Annotated in this window: 14 protein-coding genes; 6 read left to right on the top strand and 8 right to left on the bottom strand. The window is 71.8% G+C overall.

Annotated features, from left to right (window positions below):
* Window positions 1-56: 56 nt before the first annotated feature.
* From ACAX67_RS02190 to ACAX67_RS02170, 5 genes are all read right to left on the bottom strand, one after another.
* Window positions 57-815: a hypothetical protein gene (locus ACAX67_RS02190; protein WP_370702173.1), complete on the bottom strand. Its 759-nt coding sequence runs from the start codon at window positions 813-815 to the stop codon at window positions 57-59.
* 49 nt (window positions 816-864) lie between these two features.
* The gene (sigM, locus tag ACAX67_RS02185) at window positions 865-1566 is read right to left on the bottom strand and encodes an RNA polymerase sigma factor SigM (protein ID WP_370702172.1); all 702 of its coding nucleotides are present in this window, start codon (window positions 1564-1566) and stop codon (window positions 865-867) included.
* Window positions 1556-3490, bottom strand: coding sequence for a hypothetical protein (locus ACAX67_RS02180; protein ID WP_370702171.1), 1935 nt, complete (start codon window positions 3488-3490; stop codon window positions 1556-1558). Before ACAX67_RS02180 ends, sigM begins: the two co-directional genes overlap by 11 nt.
* A gap of 119 nt (window positions 3491-3609) precedes the next feature.
* Entirely contained in the window at window positions 3610-5355 is a 1746-nt protein-coding gene (gene murJ / locus ACAX67_RS02175; RefSeq protein ID WP_370702170.1) for a murein biosynthesis integral membrane protein MurJ, read from the bottom strand.
* Complete coding sequence (locus ACAX67_RS02170) at window positions 5352-7508, bottom strand: DUF6049 family protein (RefSeq protein WP_370702169.1); 2157 nt, start codon at window positions 7506-7508, stop codon at window positions 5352-5354. The genes murJ and ACAX67_RS02170 overlap by 4 nt, the downstream gene beginning before the upstream one ends.
* A 136-nt stretch (window positions 7509-7644) precedes the next feature.
* Between ACAX67_RS02170 and ACAX67_RS02165 the strand changes: the two genes are divergently transcribed.
* The 4 genes from ACAX67_RS02165 to ACAX67_RS02150 all read left to right on the top strand — a co-directional run bounded on the left by ACAX67_RS02165 (window position 7645) and on the right by ACAX67_RS02150 (window position 11641).
* Window positions 7645-9039: a CCA tRNA nucleotidyltransferase gene (locus ACAX67_RS02165; RefSeq protein ID WP_370703631.1), complete on the top strand. Its 1395-nt coding sequence runs from the start codon at window positions 7645-7647 to the stop codon at window positions 9037-9039.
* A 48-nt stretch (window positions 9040-9087) separates the two neighbouring features.
* Window positions 9088-9738 carry an HNH endonuclease family protein gene (locus ACAX67_RS02160; RefSeq protein WP_370702168.1) on the top strand — a complete coding sequence of 217 codons (651 nt, stop codon included), beginning with the start codon at window positions 9088-9090 and terminating at the stop codon, window positions 9736-9738.
* 57 nt (window positions 9739-9795) lie between these two features.
* Window positions 9796-10257: an SRPBCC family protein gene (locus ACAX67_RS02155; RefSeq protein ID WP_370702167.1), complete on the top strand. Its 462-nt coding sequence runs from the start codon at window positions 9796-9798 to the stop codon at window positions 10255-10257.
* A 64-nt stretch (window positions 10258-10321) separates the two neighbouring features.
* Window positions 10322-11641 (top strand): adenylate/guanylate cyclase domain-containing protein, encoded by a 1320-nt coding sequence (locus ACAX67_RS02150; protein WP_370702166.1) that lies wholly within the window; start codon window positions 10322-10324, stop codon window positions 11639-11641.
* Window positions 11642-11910: 269 nt separating this feature from the next.
* On the opposite strand, the gene ACAX67_RS02145 is transcribed toward ACAX67_RS02150, so the two are convergent.
* Together ACAX67_RS02145 and ACAX67_RS02140 are read right to left on the bottom strand one after the other, a co-directional pair.
* The gene (locus tag ACAX67_RS02145) at window positions 11911-12996 is read right to left on the bottom strand and encodes an inositol-3-phosphate synthase (protein WP_370702165.1); all 1086 of its coding nucleotides are present in this window, start codon (window positions 12994-12996) and stop codon (window positions 11911-11913) included.
* 26 nt (window positions 12997-13022) lie between these two features.
* A complete protein-coding gene (locus tag ACAX67_RS02140) occupies window positions 13023-13598 on the bottom strand; it encodes a PadR family transcriptional regulator (protein ID WP_370702164.1) in 576 nt (191 codons plus the stop codon).
* 161 nt (window positions 13599-13759) lie between these two features.
* Between ACAX67_RS02140 and ACAX67_RS02135 the strand changes: the two genes are divergently transcribed.
* Window positions 13760-16096 (top strand): transglycosylase domain-containing protein, encoded by a 2337-nt coding sequence (locus tag ACAX67_RS02135; RefSeq protein ID WP_370702163.1) that lies wholly within the window; start codon window positions 13760-13762, stop codon window positions 16094-16096.
* Complete coding sequence (locus ACAX67_RS02130) at window positions 16093-17619, top strand: glycosyltransferase family 87 protein (RefSeq protein WP_370702162.1); 1527 nt, start codon at window positions 16093-16095, stop codon at window positions 17617-17619. Before ACAX67_RS02135 ends, ACAX67_RS02130 begins: the two co-directional genes overlap by 4 nt.
* Here the strand turns inward: ACAX67_RS02130 and ACAX67_RS02125 are convergent.
* On the bottom strand, window positions 17524-18588 hold the full coding sequence (locus ACAX67_RS02125) for an alanine racemase (protein ID WP_370702161.1): 1065 nt from the start codon (window positions 18586-18588) through the stop codon (window positions 17524-17526). The genes ACAX67_RS02130 and ACAX67_RS02125 overlap by 96 nt on opposite strands.
* Window positions 18589-18590 lie beyond the last annotated feature (2 nt).

Raw genomic sequence — 18590 nt, 5'->3', positions numbered from 1 at the left:
GGATGCTTATCGCATCACGAGTGCAACCCCGATCGTAAGGGGAGCATTCCCCCGGCTCAGCCGTCGGTCGGCAGCGTGGTCGACCGCAGCACCTCCGCGGTGCCGCACTGCAGCACCTCGACCACCTGCGAGTCGCCCATCGGCTGGCGGAAGGCGACGTAGGCGGGGGCGCCGTCGTACCTCGCCGCGACGAGGACCCCGCGGCCCCACACGGCGTCCGCGCAGGTGAAGCCCTTGGGCTCGTGGATGAGGGTCTTCCCGTAGCGGGCCGACCCGGGCGAGGACAGGTAGGCGGCCTGGATCCGCGCCAGGTCGCGGGTGAGGTGGGGCGAGCGCACGGTCGACGCGCGCGGGGCCAGGACGATCTTCTCGTAGGCAGCCAGCTCGTCCGCCGTCTCGAGCGACTCGGACGGCTGGGCCTTCGCGGCCCCGCTGTCGGCGTCGGCGTGGACGCCGCGCTCCACACCGGCGTCGGTCGCGGCCGAGTCGCCGGCGTCGTCGGAGCCCTGGTCGAGGAGCGCGCCGATGCCCAGACCGAGCACCGCGACCGCGGCCGCGGCGCCGAGGACGGCCACCACCCGGTGCCGCCGGGTGCGGACCAGTGGGTGGATGCTGGCCTCCGAGCCGGTCGCGGGCGTCGGTTCGGGCTCCTCGGCGAGCCGTTCGGCGACGAGACCCGCCAGCGTGTCGTCCAGACGCGCGACGACGTCGTCGGGCGTGGCTCCGGACTCCCGCGCGTCGGACAGCAGCGCGCGCAGGCGCGTCTCGTCCTCGGGGGAGACGGGCTCGGACGCCTCGTCGTGCTCGTCGGTCATGGGGATCCTCGCTGCGGGGTCGAGCAGGGTCGGGCAGGGTCGGGCAGGGTCAGGCGGGGCCGGGTGCGGGATCTCCCGGCGGACCCCTGGGGGACAGGGATCCGACGTCCGCCGCGGCTGACGGGTTCCCGGCAGGACCGTCCGGCGCCGGGTCGGGGTCGGTCTCGTCGAGGAGGGGGCGCAGCAGTCCGGCCAGCCGGGCGCGACCGCGGGAGCACCGGCTCTTCACGGTGCCCTCCGGGCAGTCGAGGATCTGGGCGGCCTCGGCGACCGGGTAGCCCTCCATGTCGACCAGCACCAGGGCGGCCCGCTGCTCGGCCGGCAGCTGCGCCAGCGCCGCCAGCACCTGCGCGCGACGCTCGCTGCGGACGCCGTGCTCGGCCGGGTCGAGCTGGTCGTCGCCGACGACGGAGGTCGGCGAGCCCCGTCCGGCGCGGTCGAGGTCGTCGGGCAGGGGGTCGGCCCGCCGTACCTTCTCGGCGCGCAGCCGGTCGAGGCAGGCGTTGACCACGACGCGGTGCAGCCAGGTGGTGACCGCGGCCTCACCGCGGAAGCTCCCGGCCCGGCGGAAGGCGGCGACCAGGCCGTCCTGGAGGCCGTCGGCCGCCGTCTCCGGATCGCCGGTGGTGCGCAGCGCCACCGCCCACAGGCGGTCGCGGTGACGGGCGAACAGCACTCCGAACGCATCGGCGTCGCCGGCGACGTGGTCCGCGAGGAGGTCGGCGTCGCTGCGGACCACCTCAGCGTCCATGCACGACCACCTCCGCCACCCCGCCCCGGAACCCGCCCGAGACCTGCGGGAGCGAAGTGAACCACACGAGCAGGTAGCGCCCGGTCACCGCGGTGCTGGCGCCGCCCGAGGACACCGGGTCGAGCGTCACGTCGTCGGCCTGTGCGGTCGCGGACGCGATCGGGCGGCCCGTGGGCGCGGCCGTGGGCCGTTCGTCGGCGGCGTAGAGCTGGACGTCGGTCGGTGCGCCGACCAGCGTCAGGTCGACGGAGTCGATCTCGCGCACGACGCCGAGGTCGAGGTAGAGGCCGACCCCGGACTTCAGCGCGGGGACCGACGGGCCGAGCTGGTCGTCGTACGTCGACGTGGACCACGCCGTGCCCGTGTCGCCGTCGACGGCCCGCGCGGCGTCGCCGTCGTTCTCGGTGCCGTCGCCGCCGAGCGGGTCGAAGGCACGCGCCGTGATGCCGGGCAGCGGGGAGGCGGTCGGCTGCGCGGGCGTGGTGAGGGTGCGGGTCGGCTCGTCGCGCTCGGCGCCGAGGGGCGTGCGGCCGCGGCCGAGGTTGAACGCGACGACGACGCCCACGAGGAGCGCCAGCACGGCCGCGATCACCATCGCCAGCCGCAGCCAGCTGCGGCCGGGCACCGCGTCGGACTCTGCGGTGTCGGTGGTGTCACCCGGGCCGGCGCCGGTGTCCCAGGGCCAGAACCCCGCAGCCGCGAGGGAGGCGTCACCCGTGGGCTTCGGTACGTCGGTCCGCAGCCGTCGCGCGGGGGATCCCTCGGGCGGCTCCGGCGCGAAGAGAGGTCGCTCGGGGGGCTCCTCGAAGGGCGGCGGTGGCGGGGGCGGGGTGGCGCGGGCGCGCAACCACGCCACCTCGTCGTCGTCGTCGTCGAAGACCGGCATCCCGGCCTCGGTGGGCACGTCGACCAGGCCGGCCACCTCGGCGGCCGAGGGGATGGGTGGGTCGGCCGAGCGCCGCGCCTCCGCTGCGCCCGGCGTGCGGACCGGCTCGCGGTCGGCCGGCTCGCTCTCGCGCTGGGTCGTGCGCTCGAAGTCGCGCACGGTCATCTCCGGCACCTGCGGCAGGACGACCGGGCGGATCTCGTTGATCGGCGGGATCGACGCGGCGAGCGCCTCGGGCAACCCGGAGGGGTCGCCGCCGAGGTAGTCCATCAGCCGCTCGCGCACGGCGGCGGCCGTGGAGACCTCGAGGTCGTGGTGCTGCGGCCCGGGCCAGCGGCGTCGCTGCGGCTGGTCCTCGGAGATCTCCGTCCACAGCACGTCGAGCGGTCGGGGCACTCCCGCCCGGACGCGGCGCGGCGCCAGCACGGCGTCGTGGTGGTCGTGCGGAGCGGCGGGCACGATCGAGTCGGAGGGGCCCGGCCAGGTGGCGGTGAGCGAGCAGTAGAGCAGGCCGCCGACGTCGTGCCGGTCCTGGTCGATGCGGCCGGCCGGCAGTCCGTGGAGCGCGGCGTCGACGCACAGCCCGATCAGGCGCACGGCCCCCAACCGGTCGATGAGCACGTTCTCAGGGTTGAGCCGGCCGTGGGCCACCCCGCGCGAGTGCGCGGTGGCCATCGCCCCGGCCACCTCCGCGGCCAGCCAGGCCGAGCGGCGGGGGCCGAGGGGTCCACCGTGGGTGACGAGGATGTCGAGGGAGGTGCCGGTGCCCCACTCGTTGACCACGAAGCACCTGCCGTCGCGCATCTCCGCGTCGAGCACGCGGAGGATCCGGGAGTCCAGGACCGTCGCGGACTCCCGCGCGGCCGCGAGGAGCAGCGGCGCGCGAGGGTCGTCGTCAGGGATGACGTGCAGGGCGACGAAGCGCTCCAGCACGTTGTCGTGGGCTCGCCAGAACCGCCCACCACCGCTCTCGGTCAACAGGTCGATCAGCCGATAGCGGCCGGCCAGCACGTCGCCTGGTCGAGTCGACGTTGCCACCCCAGTCCTCTTCGTCCGGCAGTCATTTCTCATGGTCGCTGCGAGGCGCCTGCGATCTCCATCGTAGGGCGGCGGGCCGCACCGATCGGGGACATCGGCAGATGCGCTCGGATCGTCGGTCAGCGGCGACGCAGCCGCCCGGCGACGGTGTCGACGACCGAGGTGATCTCGCGCAGGTGAAGGGGCCGGGCGAGCAGGAGCAGGACGACGACGTCGACGAGTCCGAGCACCATCACCTCGACCGCCGCCCACCACCAGCCGCCGGCGCCGGGCGCGCGGGACAGGAGCTCGTCGAGGCCGAGGTCGACGACCCAGGCGGCGCCGAGACCGGCCGCGGCCGCGACGAGGAGCCGGGCGACGAAGCCGAGCATCGGGCGCAGGGGCAGCTCGCTCAGCTGGCGCGAGAGGACGGTGAAGGAGATCAGCGACCCGACGCCGTACGCGATCGTGTAGGCGATCACCAGCATCGGCGACGTGTGGTCGGGGTCGGTGCGCCCGACCAGGACCAGGGCCGCGACGATGTTGACGGCGGCGATCACGCACTGGATGAGGAACACCGTGCGGTTCTGCTCGAGGGCGTAGAAGCCGCGCAGGGTCAGGTAGTGCAGCGTGAAGAAGACGACCCCGATCCCGAAGAGCGACACGGTCGTCTCGAAGCGTGGGTAGGTCGCGGCCGTCGCACCGTGGCCCCACAGGACCTGCGAGGTGTCCAGTGCGATCAGCGGCAGCAGCACCGCGAACGGCACCACGACCGCCAGCGCGGTGCGGACGGTGCTGACGAGGGTGCGGGACAGCGCCGCGGCGTCACCCGCAGCGGCGTGCGCCGAGAGGCGCGGCAGGATCGCGGTGGCCAGCGACACGGTGATGATCGAGTGCGGCACCATCACCGCCAGCTGGGCGCTGGAGTAGATCGTGATGCCGGTGCCCTCGGACGAGGCGGCGGTGCCGCCGGACGCGAGCCGGACCACGACGACGTACGCCGCCTGGTTGACGACCACGAAGAGCACCGTCCACACACCGAGCCGCAGGGTGTGGCCCAGGCCCGTGCCGCGGAAGTCGAAGCGGGGCCGGATGCTGATGCCTGCCGAGCGCAGGTAGGGCACCAGGATGAAGAATTGCGCGGCGATGCCGAGCGTGGAGCCGATGCCGAGCAGGAGCTCCTCGGACCCGGAGAAGGCCCCGTGCTGCTCGCCCGGCGACGCGGGGCCGAACGCGAAGAGGTAGACGACGAGGACGCCGACGGCGATCACGTTGTTGGCGATGGGGGCCCACATCATCGGCCCGAAGCGGCCTCGGGCGTTGAGCACCTGCCCGACGAGCACGAACATGCCGTAGAAGAAGACCTGGGGCAGGCAGTAGCGCGCGAAGTCGACCGCCGACTGCCGCTGCTCGGCGAGCCCGGCGTCGTTGAACTGGCTGTCGAGCAGCAGGCGCATGACCCACGGCGCCGCGAGCACCAGCAGCACCGTGACCGCGCCGAGGAAGAGGGTGGCCAGCGTGACCACCCGGTCGACGTACGCCATGCCGCCGTCGGCGTCGCTCTTCATGGCGCGCACCAGCTGCGGGACGAGGACGGCGTTGAAGACGCCGCCGGCCAGCAGGATGTAGAGCATGTTGGGGACGGTGTTGGCGATCGTGAAGAGGTCGGCGTGCAGACCACCGCCCAGCGCCGCGAGCAGCAGCGTGGAGCGGATGAACCCGCTGAACCGCGACACGACCGTGCCGGCCGCCATCACCGCCGAGCTGGCGAGGATCCCGCGCTGCTCGCCGGGATCGGCGACCTGCTCCGGAACCGCGACCTCGTCGGGTGCGGCGATCTCTCCGGTCGGGTCGATGTCTCCGCTCGGTCCGGTGGGGTCCGTCATGCCTGGGCCTTCCTGCGTCCGCGGATGCGGCGGACCAGCCGCAGGGCGATGGCCAGGAACAGGATGCCGAGGCCGGAGCCGAGGATCAGCCAGATGATCTCGCTGACCTGGCCGGAGCGGATCGGCACCTCGACCGACGAGCCGAGGGCGGTGCCGTCCACGTCGGTCACGGTGAGCGTCACGTTGTGCACCCCGGTGCTGCGGGCGTGGGCCTTCAGCGGGATCGTCGTGCGGCTGTGGGCCGCGACGACGACCTTCTGGCCGACGTCGATGTCGAGCTCGCCGTCCTCGCTCGCGGCCGTGATCCGGACGGTGACCGTGCGGTCGAGCTTGTTGCTGAGGGTCACCGCGAACGTCCCGTCGGCGCTCGACAGGGTGACGCCCGGCGGTCCGGAGATGTCGATGGACTGCAGGCGGCGCTCGATCCAGCGCCGCGAGGCAGCGAGTCGGTTGGTGTCGGCGGTCGGGCGGGTGCGGAAGTGGTACGACGACGCGGCCAGCGCCTCGTCGCGCACCTCGCCGGCGACCGAGGTGGCCTCCGTGAGGACGTTCTGCAAGGTGGTGCCGTCGCCGACCAGGCGGTCGACCTCCTGGAAGACCGCGGCGTCGAGCTCGGCGGTCTCCTGGTCGACCGGGTAGTCGAGGGTGGCCGGGTCGACCGTGGTGGGGGTCCGGTCGGTGGCGTCGGACACCGTGGTCAGGTGGAGCCAGTCGGCCTCCAGGCCGTCCCAGAACGCCTCCGCCCGGCGGGTGTCGACGCTGCGCGGGACCACCACGACCAGCGGGTGCCGCTTCCCGCGGCCGAGCAGCCGGACCGCCGCCTCCGCGAGCACGCGCTGGCGGAACGAGACGGCGCCCAGCCGCGGCTCGGGACCGGGACCGCCCGTCGCGGCACCGTAGGACGTCGCGGCGACGGTGTGGCCGTCGTACTCACCGACGACCGGAGGTCCGCTGCGGTGGTCGGGTCCCTTGAACATCCGGTCGGTGACGAGCAGCGTGCTGTCGTCGTCGATCAGGGGCATGGCCGAGGGGTCGAGGTAGCCACCCGGGGACGCGACGACCGGGGTGCTCGAGGTGTCCCAGGAGGAGAGCACGTCGCCGCCGCGCTCGCGGGCCAGGGTGTAGAGGTCGGGCAGCCACTGCGGCGTCGCCGACATGTCCAGGTCGCCGTAGGGGAGGGCGAGCACCTCCTCGCCGCGCACCTGGAGCTCGACCGAGTCGAGCCACTCGCCCGCCGCCTGGGCGAGCGGGTCGTCGGCGGCCGTGTCGGCGTCTGTGTCGGGCCCGGGGCTGCCGCTCGGGCTCGCGCTCGGTCCGGTGCCGTCGTCGGACGACGGGCCGAGGTCGCGGGGCGGGTTGCCGCGACGGAGCCGGCGAGCCGCGTCGAGCACGGCCGGGTCGACCAGCCAGTTGACGGGCTTCCCGATCGCGGACGAGCCGAAGGCGAGCGGCGCGCCGAGGTCGCCGGTGGCCCCGAAGGCCTCGGTCCAGTCCTCGGGGTGCGCGATCGAGCCGTTGGGCCGGTAGCGGATCTGGTAGCGCAACGGCACGACGACCGCGGTGTCGACCGTGCCCTTCACCCCGCCCCGCCCGCGCGGGACGTAGGGCAGGAAGGTCCGGGCGCGGCCGTCGGCGACGAGGTCGTCGGGCGTGGCCTCGCTCGCTCCGAGCGCGTGGACGCCGAACCAGTAGACGCCGGGGGTGCTGACGGGCAGGAGGTCGCGCGGCACCTTGATCCGGTAGTGGGCGACCTCGCCGGGCTGGAGCTCGTCGATGGCGTCGCTGACGTCGACGATCCGGCTGCCCACGACCGTCTCCGGGTCGGAGGCCGCCGCCGCGACCAGCTCCTTGGAGGTGGTCATCGGCGGTGGGCAGCCGGTGCAGTCGGGGCCGGCGTTGATGAAGGGGTAGACGCTGATCCCCGACCAGGGAACGACGTCGACGTTGGCCACCGTGCCGGAGACGACGACGGGCCCCTTGTCGGGCACCTCGCCCGGCGTCAGGCGGTCGATGGTGACCAGCAGCGGGGCCTTCTTCCGCACCGCCATGTCGGCGTGCGCGGGGGCCGGGACCGCTGCGGCCGTCCCCGCGAGGAGGACGCCGGCCGACGCCGCTGCCAGGGCAGCGCGCAGCGACAGTCGGCGGAAGACCACGCCCCGAGGGTAGTGGGGGTTGCTGTGAGGAGAGGGGAGGGCGTTGCCCGCGCCGGCTCTCCGTAGACTCCCGGGCGTGTCCGCGCCCCATGAGCCCTCCTCCGAGCCGCTGCGTCTCGTCGACGTCCAGCAGGCGGTGGCCGCGGAGCTGGCGCGCATCGCGCCGGTGATCGACGAGCTCGGCCAGCTCTTCGCGGCGGCGGGCCACGAGCTGGCCCTGGTCGGCGGGCCGGTGCGCGACGCGATGCTCGGGCGGGCGTCGAACGACCTCGACCTCACCACCTCCGCCCGGCCGGAGCAGACGGAGAAGATCCTGCGCGCGTGGGGCGACGCCTGGTGGGACATGGGCCGCGACTTCGGCACCATCGGCTGCCGGAAGGGCGACTGGGTGGTCGAGGTGACGACCTACCGCTCGGAGTCCTACGACCCCGGCTCCCGCAAGCCGGAGGTGCAGTACGGCGACACCCTCGCCGGTGACCTCGGCCGGCGCGACTTCACCGTCAACGCCATGGCGGTGCGGCTGCCGGGCCACCAGGTCGAGGACCCGTACGGCGGCGTGGTCGACCTGGCCGGCAAGGTGCTCCGCACCCCGGGCCGGCCGGAGGACTCCTTCTCCGACGACCCGTTGCGGATGATGCGGGCGGCCCGGTTCGCCGCCCAGCTCGGGTTCACGGTGGACGAGTCGGTGGTCGCCGCGATGCGCGACATGGCCGACCGGATCACGATCGTGTCCGCCGAGCGGGTGCGCGACGAGCTGGTGAAGCTGGTCTGTGCCCCCTACCCGCGGCTCGGCCTGACCCTGCTGGTCGACACCGGCCTCGCCGACCACGTGCTCCCCGAGCTGCCGCGGCTCAAGCTCGAGCGCGACGAGCACCACCGGCACAAGGACGTGTACGAGCACACCCTGACCGTCCTCGAGCAGGCCATCGACCTGGAGGAGCGGCTGGGGGGCCGGCCCGACTTCGTCTCCCGTTTCGCCGCGCTGATGCACGACGTCGGCAAGCCGAAGACCCGGCGCTTCCTCGACGACGGCACCGTGACCTTCCACCACCACGACGTGGTCGGCGCGAAGATCACCCGCAAGCGGATGCAGGCCCTGCGCTTCTCCGGCGACGAGACCGACGCGGTCTGCCACCTGGTCGAGCTGCACCTGCGCTTCCACGGCTACGGCTCGGGGGAGTGGACCGACTCCGCGGTGCGCCGCTACGTCCGCGACGCCGGCGACCAGCTGGACCGCCTCCACGTGCTGACACGCGCCGACTGCACGACCCGCAACCGGCGCAAGGCCGAGAAGCTCCGTCGTACGTATGACGACCTGGAGGAGCGCATCGACCGGCTCTCGCAGGAGGAGGAGCTGGCGTCGATCAGGCCGGACCTCGACGGCAACCAGATCATGGAAATCCTGCAGATCCCGCCGGGTCGCGACGTCGGCGAGGCCTACAAGATGCTCCTGGAGCTGCGGCTCGACAACGGGCCGATGACCGAGGACGACGCCCGCGCGGCACTTCTGGCGTGGTGGGGCTCCCGCTGACGCCTCCGTGGTGGCACGATCGGCTCACGCGCTGACTCGGAGGCCCCCATGCAGAAGCTCGCCCTCTCGCTCGTCACGGCGGTGCTCGCCGCCCTCCTCGTGCCGCTCGGCCCGGCGCCGGCCGCGCAGGCCGCGGGTGGCACCTACTCCGCCCCGCTCACCACGGCCATCTCCTCGCTGACCGTGAAGGCGGAGGTGCGCACCGGCTACTCGCGCAGCCTCTTCCCGCACTGGGTCGACGCCGACGGCGACGGCTGCAGCACCCGCAACGAGGTGCTGGACCTGGAGTCGGAGACGTCGGTGACGTGTGCCAACCTCACGGGCGGCCGCTGGTTCTCCTACTACGACCGGGTGTCGTGGACCGATCCCGGGCGGATCGACATCGACCACCTCGTGCCGCTCGCCGAGGCCTGGGACTCCGGCGCGCGCAGCTGGACCACGGCGCAGCGGCAGGCCTACGCCAACGACCTCGGCGACTACCGCACGCTGGTGGGCGTGACCGACACGGTCAACCAGGCCAAGGGCGACCAGGACATCGCGGAGTGGCAGCCCACCTACGACAAGTGCCGCTACCTGAGGGAGTACGTCGCCGTGAAGATCCGCTGGCGGCTGTCGGTCAACAGCGCCGAGAAGACCGCGATGCAGAACCTTGCTGCGGGCTGCACCAACTCCACGATCACCGTGACGCGCGCCATGTAGCACCTCCTACCTGGGTCGGATGCCCGGCCGCCCGACGTGGGCCTAGGGTCGCGGACCATGACGATCGAGGCGAAGACGCTCGAGGCCACCATCGACATCGCGGCGGCACCCGAGCAGGTGTGGCCGCTGGTGGCCGACCTCCCCGGCATGGCGAGCCGCAGCCCGCAGGTGGTGCGCTCCTTCCAGCGCGGCGACGGCGACGTCGGTACGACGACCCTCAACATCAACCGCAGCGGCTGGAAGGTCTGGCCGACGCGGTCGAAGGTGATCCGCGCGGACGCGCCCCGGGAGTTCGCCTTCCGGGTGAAGGACAACAAGACGATCTGGTCCTACTCCCTGGAGGCGCTGCCCGACGGCGGCACCCGGGTCACGCACCGGCGCGCGGCTCCCGACGGGCTGGCGCCGGTCTCCGCCCGGCTGCAGGACCTGATGATGGGCGGCCTAGAGCGGTTCGACGAGGAGCTGCTCTCCGGCATGAACGCCACGCTGCGGACGATCAAGGCCGACGCCGAGCGCTGACCTGCCCCCGGAATGTGGGGATCACCCTGACGTCGCGGAGGCCCGCGCGGCGCTAGCCTCGAGCATGCGGTTCTGGGACCTGAGCTCCCCCGAGGTCGCCGCGGCCGACGCCGAGCCGTGGGACGGCCCGATGGCGCGCGTGATGCGCACGGTGCCGATGCGCGTCCTCGTGCAGCAGTGGGTGATCTCCGTCGTCCTGTCCGTCCAGGCGTCCGGCGCCGCCTTCGTCGTCGCGGGCAGCCTGCCCGGAGTGGTGCACCCGGCAGCGATGCGGGTCATCGGGTGCGTCGTGCTCGCGGTCAGCGTCCTGGTGCTCCTCGGACTCCTGCTGCCGTCGCCGCGCGTCCTCCGGCGCTACTCGCCGCTCGCCGGGCTGGTCGCCGTGCTCTCGATGGGCTTCGTGTCGTCGGCCGCGATGTGGGCCGTCGGCCCCCACTTCGGCATCGTGACCGTGTTCTACCTCGAGGCTCTGCCCTTCGCCTTCTACCTGTTCGAGCTGAGGTGGGCCCTCCTCGCAGCCGCGAACGCGATCGCCGGATGCGGGGTGGTCATGTTCGCGCAGGACGGCTGGGCCGGTCCCGTGGTCCAGTGGGCGACCGTCGCCAGCACCGTGGTGGCGGTCTCGTGGATCCTCGGCGTCATCGCTCAGCGCGCCGACCGGCTCGCGACGTCCGAGCACGCGGCACGGTTGGAGGTCGCCGAGCTCAACCGCACGCTGGAGGAGCGGGTCGCCACCCAGGTCGAGGAGATCGAGCGGCTCGGCGGTCTGCGCCGGTTCCTGACGCCGCAGGTCGCCGACGCCGTACTCTCCGCGGACGGCGAGGAGCTCATCCGCCCGCACCGGCAGCAGATCGCGGTCTTCTTCTGCGACCTGCGCGGGTTCACGGCCTTCACGAAGGAGTCGGAGCCGGAGGAGGTCGTCGCCGACCTCGACCAGTACTACCGGACCGTCGGCGAGGTGCTGCAGCGGCACGGTGCGACCATCGGGGGCTACGCCGGCGACGGGATCATGGCCTACCTCGGCGACCCGGTGCCGCACGCGGAACCGGCCCGCGCCGCCGTGGCGATGGTCGCCGACCTCCGCGCACCGCTCGACGCACTGGTGGCGGAGTGGCAGCGCCGTGGTCACGACCTGAGCTACGGCATCGGACTGGCCTACGGCTACGCCACCTTGGGCGTCGTCGGCTTCGACGGCCGCTACGACTACACCCCGCTCGGCGGCGTCGTGAACCTCGCCGCCCGGCTGTGCGGCGGAGCGGCCTCCGGGCAGGTGCTCGTCGACCACGCGACGTACGCCGAGCTGGACCGCACCGTCGCCTGTGCGCCGGTCGAGGGCCTGGAGCTCAAAGGCCTCGGGACGCCCCGGGCGTACGCACTCGGGTGAGGCCCCGGCTCCCTCGGGTGTGGGGACGGTGGGTGGGTACGTCACCGGGTCTCGAGACGGTCGCTGCGCGACCTCCTCGACCAGCGGAAGCTGCGCGACCTCCTCGACCAGCGGGGGCTGCGCGACCTCCTCGACCAGCGGGGGCTGCGCGACCTCCTCGACCAGCGGGGGCTGCGCGACGTATCGAGACGCGGTGACGGGCCCACGACCATGAAAAAGCGAGAACCGCGGATCCCGGGGGATCCGCGGCTCTCAGGTGGTACGAGGCGTCACTCGCCGGAGATGAACTTCTCCAGCAGGAGGCGGCCCTCGGTGTCCTCGATCTGCACCGGCGGGCTCTTCATGAGGTACGCCGACGCGGGGATGATCGGGCCGCCGATGCCGCGGTCCTTGGCGATCTTCGCGGCACGGACGGCGTCGATGATGATGCCGGCGGAGTTGGGGGAGTCCCAGACCTCGAGCTTGTACTCCAGGTTGAGCGGGACGTCACCGAACGCGCGGCCCTCGAGCCGGACGTAGGCCCACTTGCGGTCGTCGAGCCAGGCGACGTAGTCGGACGGGCCGATGTGCACGTTGCGGTCGTCCGCGCCGACCCCGGCCAGCGGGCCGTTGAGGTTGGAGGTCACGGCCTGCGTCTTGGAGATCTTCTTGGACTCCAGGCGCTCGCGCTCGAGCATGTTCTTGAAGTCCATGTTGCCGCCGACGTTGAGCTGGTAGGTGCGGTCCAGCACCACGCCGCGGTCCTCGAACAGCTTCGCCATCACCCGGTGGGTGATGGTGGCACCGACCTGCGACTTGATGTCGTCGCCGACGATCGGGACGCCCGCGTCCTCGAACTTCTTGGCCCACTCGGGGTCGGAGGCGATGAAGACGGGCAGGGCGTTGACGAAGGCCACACCGGCGTCGATCGCGCACTGGGCGTAGAACTTGTCGGCCTCCTCCGAGCCCACCGGGAGGTAGGACACGAGGACGTCGGCACCGGAGTCCTTGAGCGCCTGCACGACGTCGACCGGCTCCGCGCCGGACTCCTCGATGGTCATCCGGTAGTACTTGCCGAGACCGTCGAGGGTCGGGCCACGCTGGACCTCGACGCCGATGGTCGGCACGTCGCAGATCTGGATGGTGTTGTTCTCCGAGGCGTTGATGGCCTCGGACAGGTCCTTGCCGACCTTCTTGTCGTCGACGTCGAACGCGGCGACGAACTCGACGTCGCTCACGTGGTAGTCGCCGAACGTGACGTGCATCAGACCGGGGACGGTGCCGCTGGGGTCGGCGTCCCGGTAGTAGTGCACGCCCTGGATGAGAGACGTGGCGCAATTGCCGACGCCGGCAATCGCTACTCGAACCGAACCCATGGGATTCCTTCCTTGGTCGTTTTCCATCAATCGTTCTCTGCTGCGGTGGCCGGTTGCGCGCCGGTGGCGCCGCGCTCGGCGTTGATCAGGTCGGACAGCCAGCGGACCTCGCGCTCCACGGACTCGACCCCGTGCCGCTGAAGCTCGGTGGCGTAGCGGTCGACTTCCTTCTGGGTCATCTGCAGCTCGCGCTGGACGCGGTCGAGCCGCTCCTGCAGACGCGAGCGACGCCCCTCCAGCACGCGCAACCGGATCTCCATGTCGGTCGAGGAGAAGAACCGGAAGCGGATGTCGAAGTTGTCGTCCTCCCACGCGGTGGGACCGACCTCCGACATCAGCCGGTGGAACTCGGCGGTGCCCTTCTCGGTCACCTGGTAGGTGATCCGGGGCCGGCGTGAGGTCGCGCTCACGGGTGCGGTGACCTCGGAGATGAGGTTGCCGCGGAGCATCTTCTTCAACGCCGGGTAGAGCGAGCCGTAGGAGAGCAACCGGCCCCACCCGAGCATCAGGTTGAGGCGCTTGCGGAGCTCGTAGCCGTGCATGGGTCCCTCGTGCAGCAGTCCGAGGACTGCGAGCTCGATGGTGTCGCCACGCCGTGCCATGCGATCTATCGTAGCGATATATCCGCGGAATCTGAACTTTCGATGGATCAAGAGTGGCGAATGGGGGACCTTCTCGCCTGGCCCGTACCCTGATCTGCGGCATTGCCGGTGCCGTTCGTGCGCACCGGCCGACCCCCCGAAGCATCGAGTGAGGCAGGACGTTGGCGGACGGCAAGCGCAAGGCGGACTCGGCGAAGACCTCGTCGACGTCGAAGAGCGGCTCCACCGCCTCCGCCAAGGGTGGGGCGAAGGGCGCGAAGAGCGGCGCCGCCAAGGACAAGCAGCCGAAGACCTGGCAGCAGCGCCTGCTGTGGGTGGCCAAGTGGGGCGCGATCTCCGGCCTGGTGCTGGTGCTGATCATGGCCGGCCTCTTCTACGTCGCCTACCGCTCGATCGACATCCCGAGCCCCAACTCCGAGTACCTGACGCAGACGACCCACGTCTACTACTCCGACGGCAAGACCGACCTCGGGGACTTCGCGATCCAGAAGCGCGACACGATCGACTACGAGGAGATGCCCGACACCATCAAGGACGCGGTCGTCGCCGCGGAGGACCAGACCTTCTGGACCAACTCGGGCATCGACCCGCAGGGCATCCTGCGCGCCGCCTTCAGCAACGCCACCGGCAACGTGACCCAGGGCGGGTCCACGATCACCCAGCAGTACGTGAAGATCCTCTACCTGAGCCAGGAGCGCACCTGGAAGCGCAAGGTCAAGGAGGCGATCCTCTCCCTCAAGATCAAGAACCAGCTCTCGAAGCAGGACGTGCTCGAGGGCTACCTCAACACGATCTACTTCGGCCGGGGTGCCTACGGCGTCCAGGCGGCCGCGCAGGCGTACTTCCAGGTCGACGCGAAGGACCTGGACCTCCAGCAGAGCGCGGTGCTCGCCGCCGTGCTCAACGACCCCAACGACCTCGACCCCGCCAACGGCAAGGACGCGAAGGCCGCCCTCAAGGGCCGCTACCAGTACGTCATCGGTGCCATGGCCAAGATGGGCACGATCACCGACCAGCAGGAGCAGCGCGCCTACCCGAAGCTGCCGCACTTCGACCCGCCCGCGGCCGAGGACTCCTACGGCCAGCAGAAGGGCCACGTCCTGGCGATGGTCAAGAAGGAGCTGCTCCGGCTCGGGTTCAGCGAGCAGGAGATCAACGGCGGCGGGCTCAAGGTCACCACCACCTTCACCAAGAAGGCGATGGACGCCGCCCTGGAGGGCATGCGCGAGGCGCGCCCGGACGGCTTCGGCTACAAGAACCTGCACGTCGCGGTGGCGTCGGTCGAGCCGGGCACCGGCGCGGTGCGCGGCATCTACGCGGGCCAGGACTACCTGCTCTCCCAGCTCAACTGGGCGGTCGAGGGCGGTCAGGCCGGCTCGAGCTTCAAGCCGTTCGCGCTCGCGGCAGGCATCAAGGACGGCTTCTCCCTCAAGGACACCTTCACCGGCGACTCGCCGTTCACCACCGACAACGGCTACACCGTGGAGAACGAGCAGGACTACGACTACGGCCGCGTCAACCTCATCAAGGCGACCGAGGACTCCATCAACACGGCGTACGTCGACCTGACCACGTCGATGGAGGACGGCCCCCAGAAGATCGTCGACACCGCCGAGGACATGGGGATCCCGCCGGCCGAGGCCGGCAAGGACAAGTTCGGCTTCCCCGACGAGACCGAGGGCCTCCAGGCCAACGAGCAGGTCGCGCTCGGGTCCCAGACGGTCAGCCCGATCAACATGGCCAACGCCTACGCCACCATCGCCAACGGCGGCGTCGCCGCGGAGCCGTTCATCATCGAGAAGGTCGTCGACGCCAACGGCGACACCCGCTACGACCACAAGGTGCAGACGCATCGGGCCCTGCCCGAGGACATCGACGCCGACGTCTCGTACGCCATGCAGGAGGTCGTCAAGGCCGGCACCGCCGCCTCGTCGCTGAGCGGCTTCGCCTGGCCGGCCGCCGGCAAGACCGGCACGGCGACCAACGGTCTCGGCGAGGTCTCCTCGGCCTGGTTCACCGGCTTCACCGCGCAGCTCTCGACCTCGGTCATGTACGTCCGTGGGCGGGGCAACCAGGAGCTCAAGGGCTGGCTGCCGTCGTACTTCGGTGGCGCCTACCCGGCCCAGACCTGGCGCGCGGTGATGGAACGCGACATGGAGGGTCTCGACCCGATCCCGTTCCCGCCGCCGGCGTACGTCGACGGGGAGGCCCCGGTCACCGGCCACGAGCCCTACACGCCGCCGCCGCCGAAGCCGACGAAGACGAAGACGACGCAGGCCCCGGAGACCTCGGAGCCGACGACCCAGCCGCCGAGCTCGGAGCCGACGTCCGCGCCGCCGACGACGCCGACCGAGCCGACGACCCCGACGGACACCACGCCCACCCAGCCGACGGACACGGGCACCACCAGCGGGGCGCCCAGCGGGGGGCCGCGCTCGACGGCGACCGGTCACCGCGGCCGTCGTACGCAACGGCGACGCCGGGCCTCCCGGGGATGACCCACGTCCACCCCACCCGGGACGACCGGGTGGTGGCCGCCGTCAGCGAGGTGGTCGGTGGACCCGTCGGCGACCACGCCGGCCGCCACCGGTGGTGGACCCCCACCCGCGTCCTGCTGTTGATGACCGCGGTGGTCTTCGCCCTCGGCATCGTGCAGAAGGCTCCCTGCTCGCTGGCGGAGGGCAAGGACCAGAACTGGGTCTACTCCCACATGTGCTACTCCGACCTGCGCCCGCTCTACGTCGGGCGCGGGCTGGCCGAGCTGTCGTGGCCCTACAGCGACGACACCGAGACCCGGAACCGCTACCAGGTGATGGAGTACCCGGTCGGCATCGCCTACTGGGCCTACGGAACGGCGTGGTTGACCCAGAAGATCGACGGCAGTCCCGATGTCGACGCGCGCGCCGACCGACCGGTGACCGAGCTGTCCGGTGACAAGGACGTCGACCGCGAGCTGACGATCTTCGTCCTGGTCAACGCCGCTGGGTTCGCGCTGATGGCCCTGGCCGCGGGGTGGGCGCTCTCGCGCGTCGATCGCGGACGGCCCTGGGACGCCGCCGCCTTCGCCCTCTCCCCGACCCTCCTGCTGACCGGCCTCATCAACTGGGACCTCATCTCCGTCGCGCTCGTGGCGCTGGCACTGCTCGCCTGGTCACGCGAACGATCAGTGCTGACCGGGGCGCTCATCGGGCTCGGCGCCGCGGTCAAGCTCTACCCGCTCTTCCTCCTCGGCGCGCTGCTGGTCATCTGCATCCGGCAACGGCGCTACGCCGCCTTCGGCCTGGCAGCCGTGTGGGCCGCGGTGACGTGGGGCGTGGTGAACCTGCCCGCCTACCTCAGCGGTGCAGCCGAGTGGAAGGTCTTCTGGTCGTTCAACGCCGACCGGGGCCCCGACCTCGGCTCGGTGTGGCTGATCATCGACCAGGTGCGCGCCGACGGCGTCCAGGTGCACACCATCAACACCTGGTCGTGGTTGTTCTTCGGCGCCTGGTGCGTCGGCGTGCTCGTGCTCGGGCTGCTCGCCGGCCGTCCGATGCGCAACCGGTGGTCGAGGAGCTCGCCCGGCGATCCTGCCGAGACCCCGAGGCTGGCCCAGCTCGGCTTCCTGATCGTGGCGGGCTTCCTCCTCGTCAACAAGGTGTACTCGCCGCAATACGTCCTCTGGCTGCTGCCGCTGGCCGTGCTCGCCCGTCCGCGCTGGCGCGACCAGATCATCTGGCAGGCCGGCGAGATCTTCTACTTCTGCACGGTCTGGTGGTACCTCGGCGGCTACCTCCAGCCCGCCGGTGGTGGCGACCCGGGGTTCTACTGGGTCGGCATCGTGGTGCGGATGGCGTGCGAGCTCTACCTGGTGGTGATGGTGGTGCGCGACATGCTGCTGCCCCACCACGACCCGGCCCGGGACCGGCCCGAGGTGGTGCCCGGGTCAGGCGATGACGATCTCGTCGAACGAGGTCGCGGTGTAGCGGACCCGCACGTCGATCACGTCGCCCACGGACGGCACGCGCGCGCCGTTCGGTAGGAAGAGCATCGAGGCCTGCATGTGCGGCGGTTCTGCGAAGAGCCGCTGCTTGCCGTCGATGGAGTACGGCGACCGCACGAACCCGACCGCGTCGAGCCCGCCGCGCGCGAGGGTCGCGGCACGGGCCTTGATGGACGACTCGCCCGTCGGCGCCTCGAGGCCGATCCCGTGGGCGGTGCCGCCGCTGACGACGAGCAGGTGGCCGGACTTCGGCGCGGTGCGCGCCCGGTAGCCGAAGCTGTCCCCCTTCTCGACCGGGTGCACGTCGAGGACCGTGGCGGTCACGCGCAGCGCACCCCGGTCACCGAGCCAGAGCTGGGTGCCGATGCGCGGGCGGATCCGGAAGTCGGCGTACTGCTCGCGGAGCGTGGCGAGCTCGCCGTCGGTGAGGTGGCTGACCCAGACGGTCTCGATGCCGCAGTCGGCCGCGATCGCGTCGGTGAGCAGTCGACCGACCTCGCCGAGGTGGTTGCCCTGCTGGAGAGGGAGGTGCAGCGCGACGCCCTCGAGGCGTGCGTCGGGATGGCGGCGCAGCACCTCGCCGGCCTCCCACATCTCGCGACCCGACATGCCGTGGCGGCGCATGCTCGTGGTGCGCTCGAGCACGATGCGGGCGGTCGGGGAGAGCGTCAGTAGCTGCTCGAGGTCCTCCAGGCGGCTGACCGTGTGGACGACCCGCCGGGTCAGTGCGGCATCGAGGGCCGCGACGAACGGGCGCCAGGGGGTGAGCACCACGATGTCGCCGTCCCACCGGGAGGCGACATCGGTGATCTCGCCGTACGTCCCGACGGCGAGAGCCGTCACGTCGTGGCCGCGGTCCTTGAGCCACTGCGCCTTGCGGGCCAGGCGGCCGGTCGTGAAGCCGTAGCCGTTGCCCTTGGCGACCGGCACGATGCCGGGGTTGGCGTCGGCGACGGACTCCAGGTGGGCCCGCCAGCGCGCGCCGTCGACGGTGAGGGTGAGGCTCATCC

This window comes from Nocardioides candidus, assembly GCF_041321175.1.
Classification (GTDB): Bacteria; Actinomycetota; Actinomycetes; order Propionibacteriales; family Nocardioidaceae; genus Nocardioides.
Note: the sequence above shows the minus strand (reverse complement) of the source record. Positions and strands in the feature narration are given on the sequence as shown.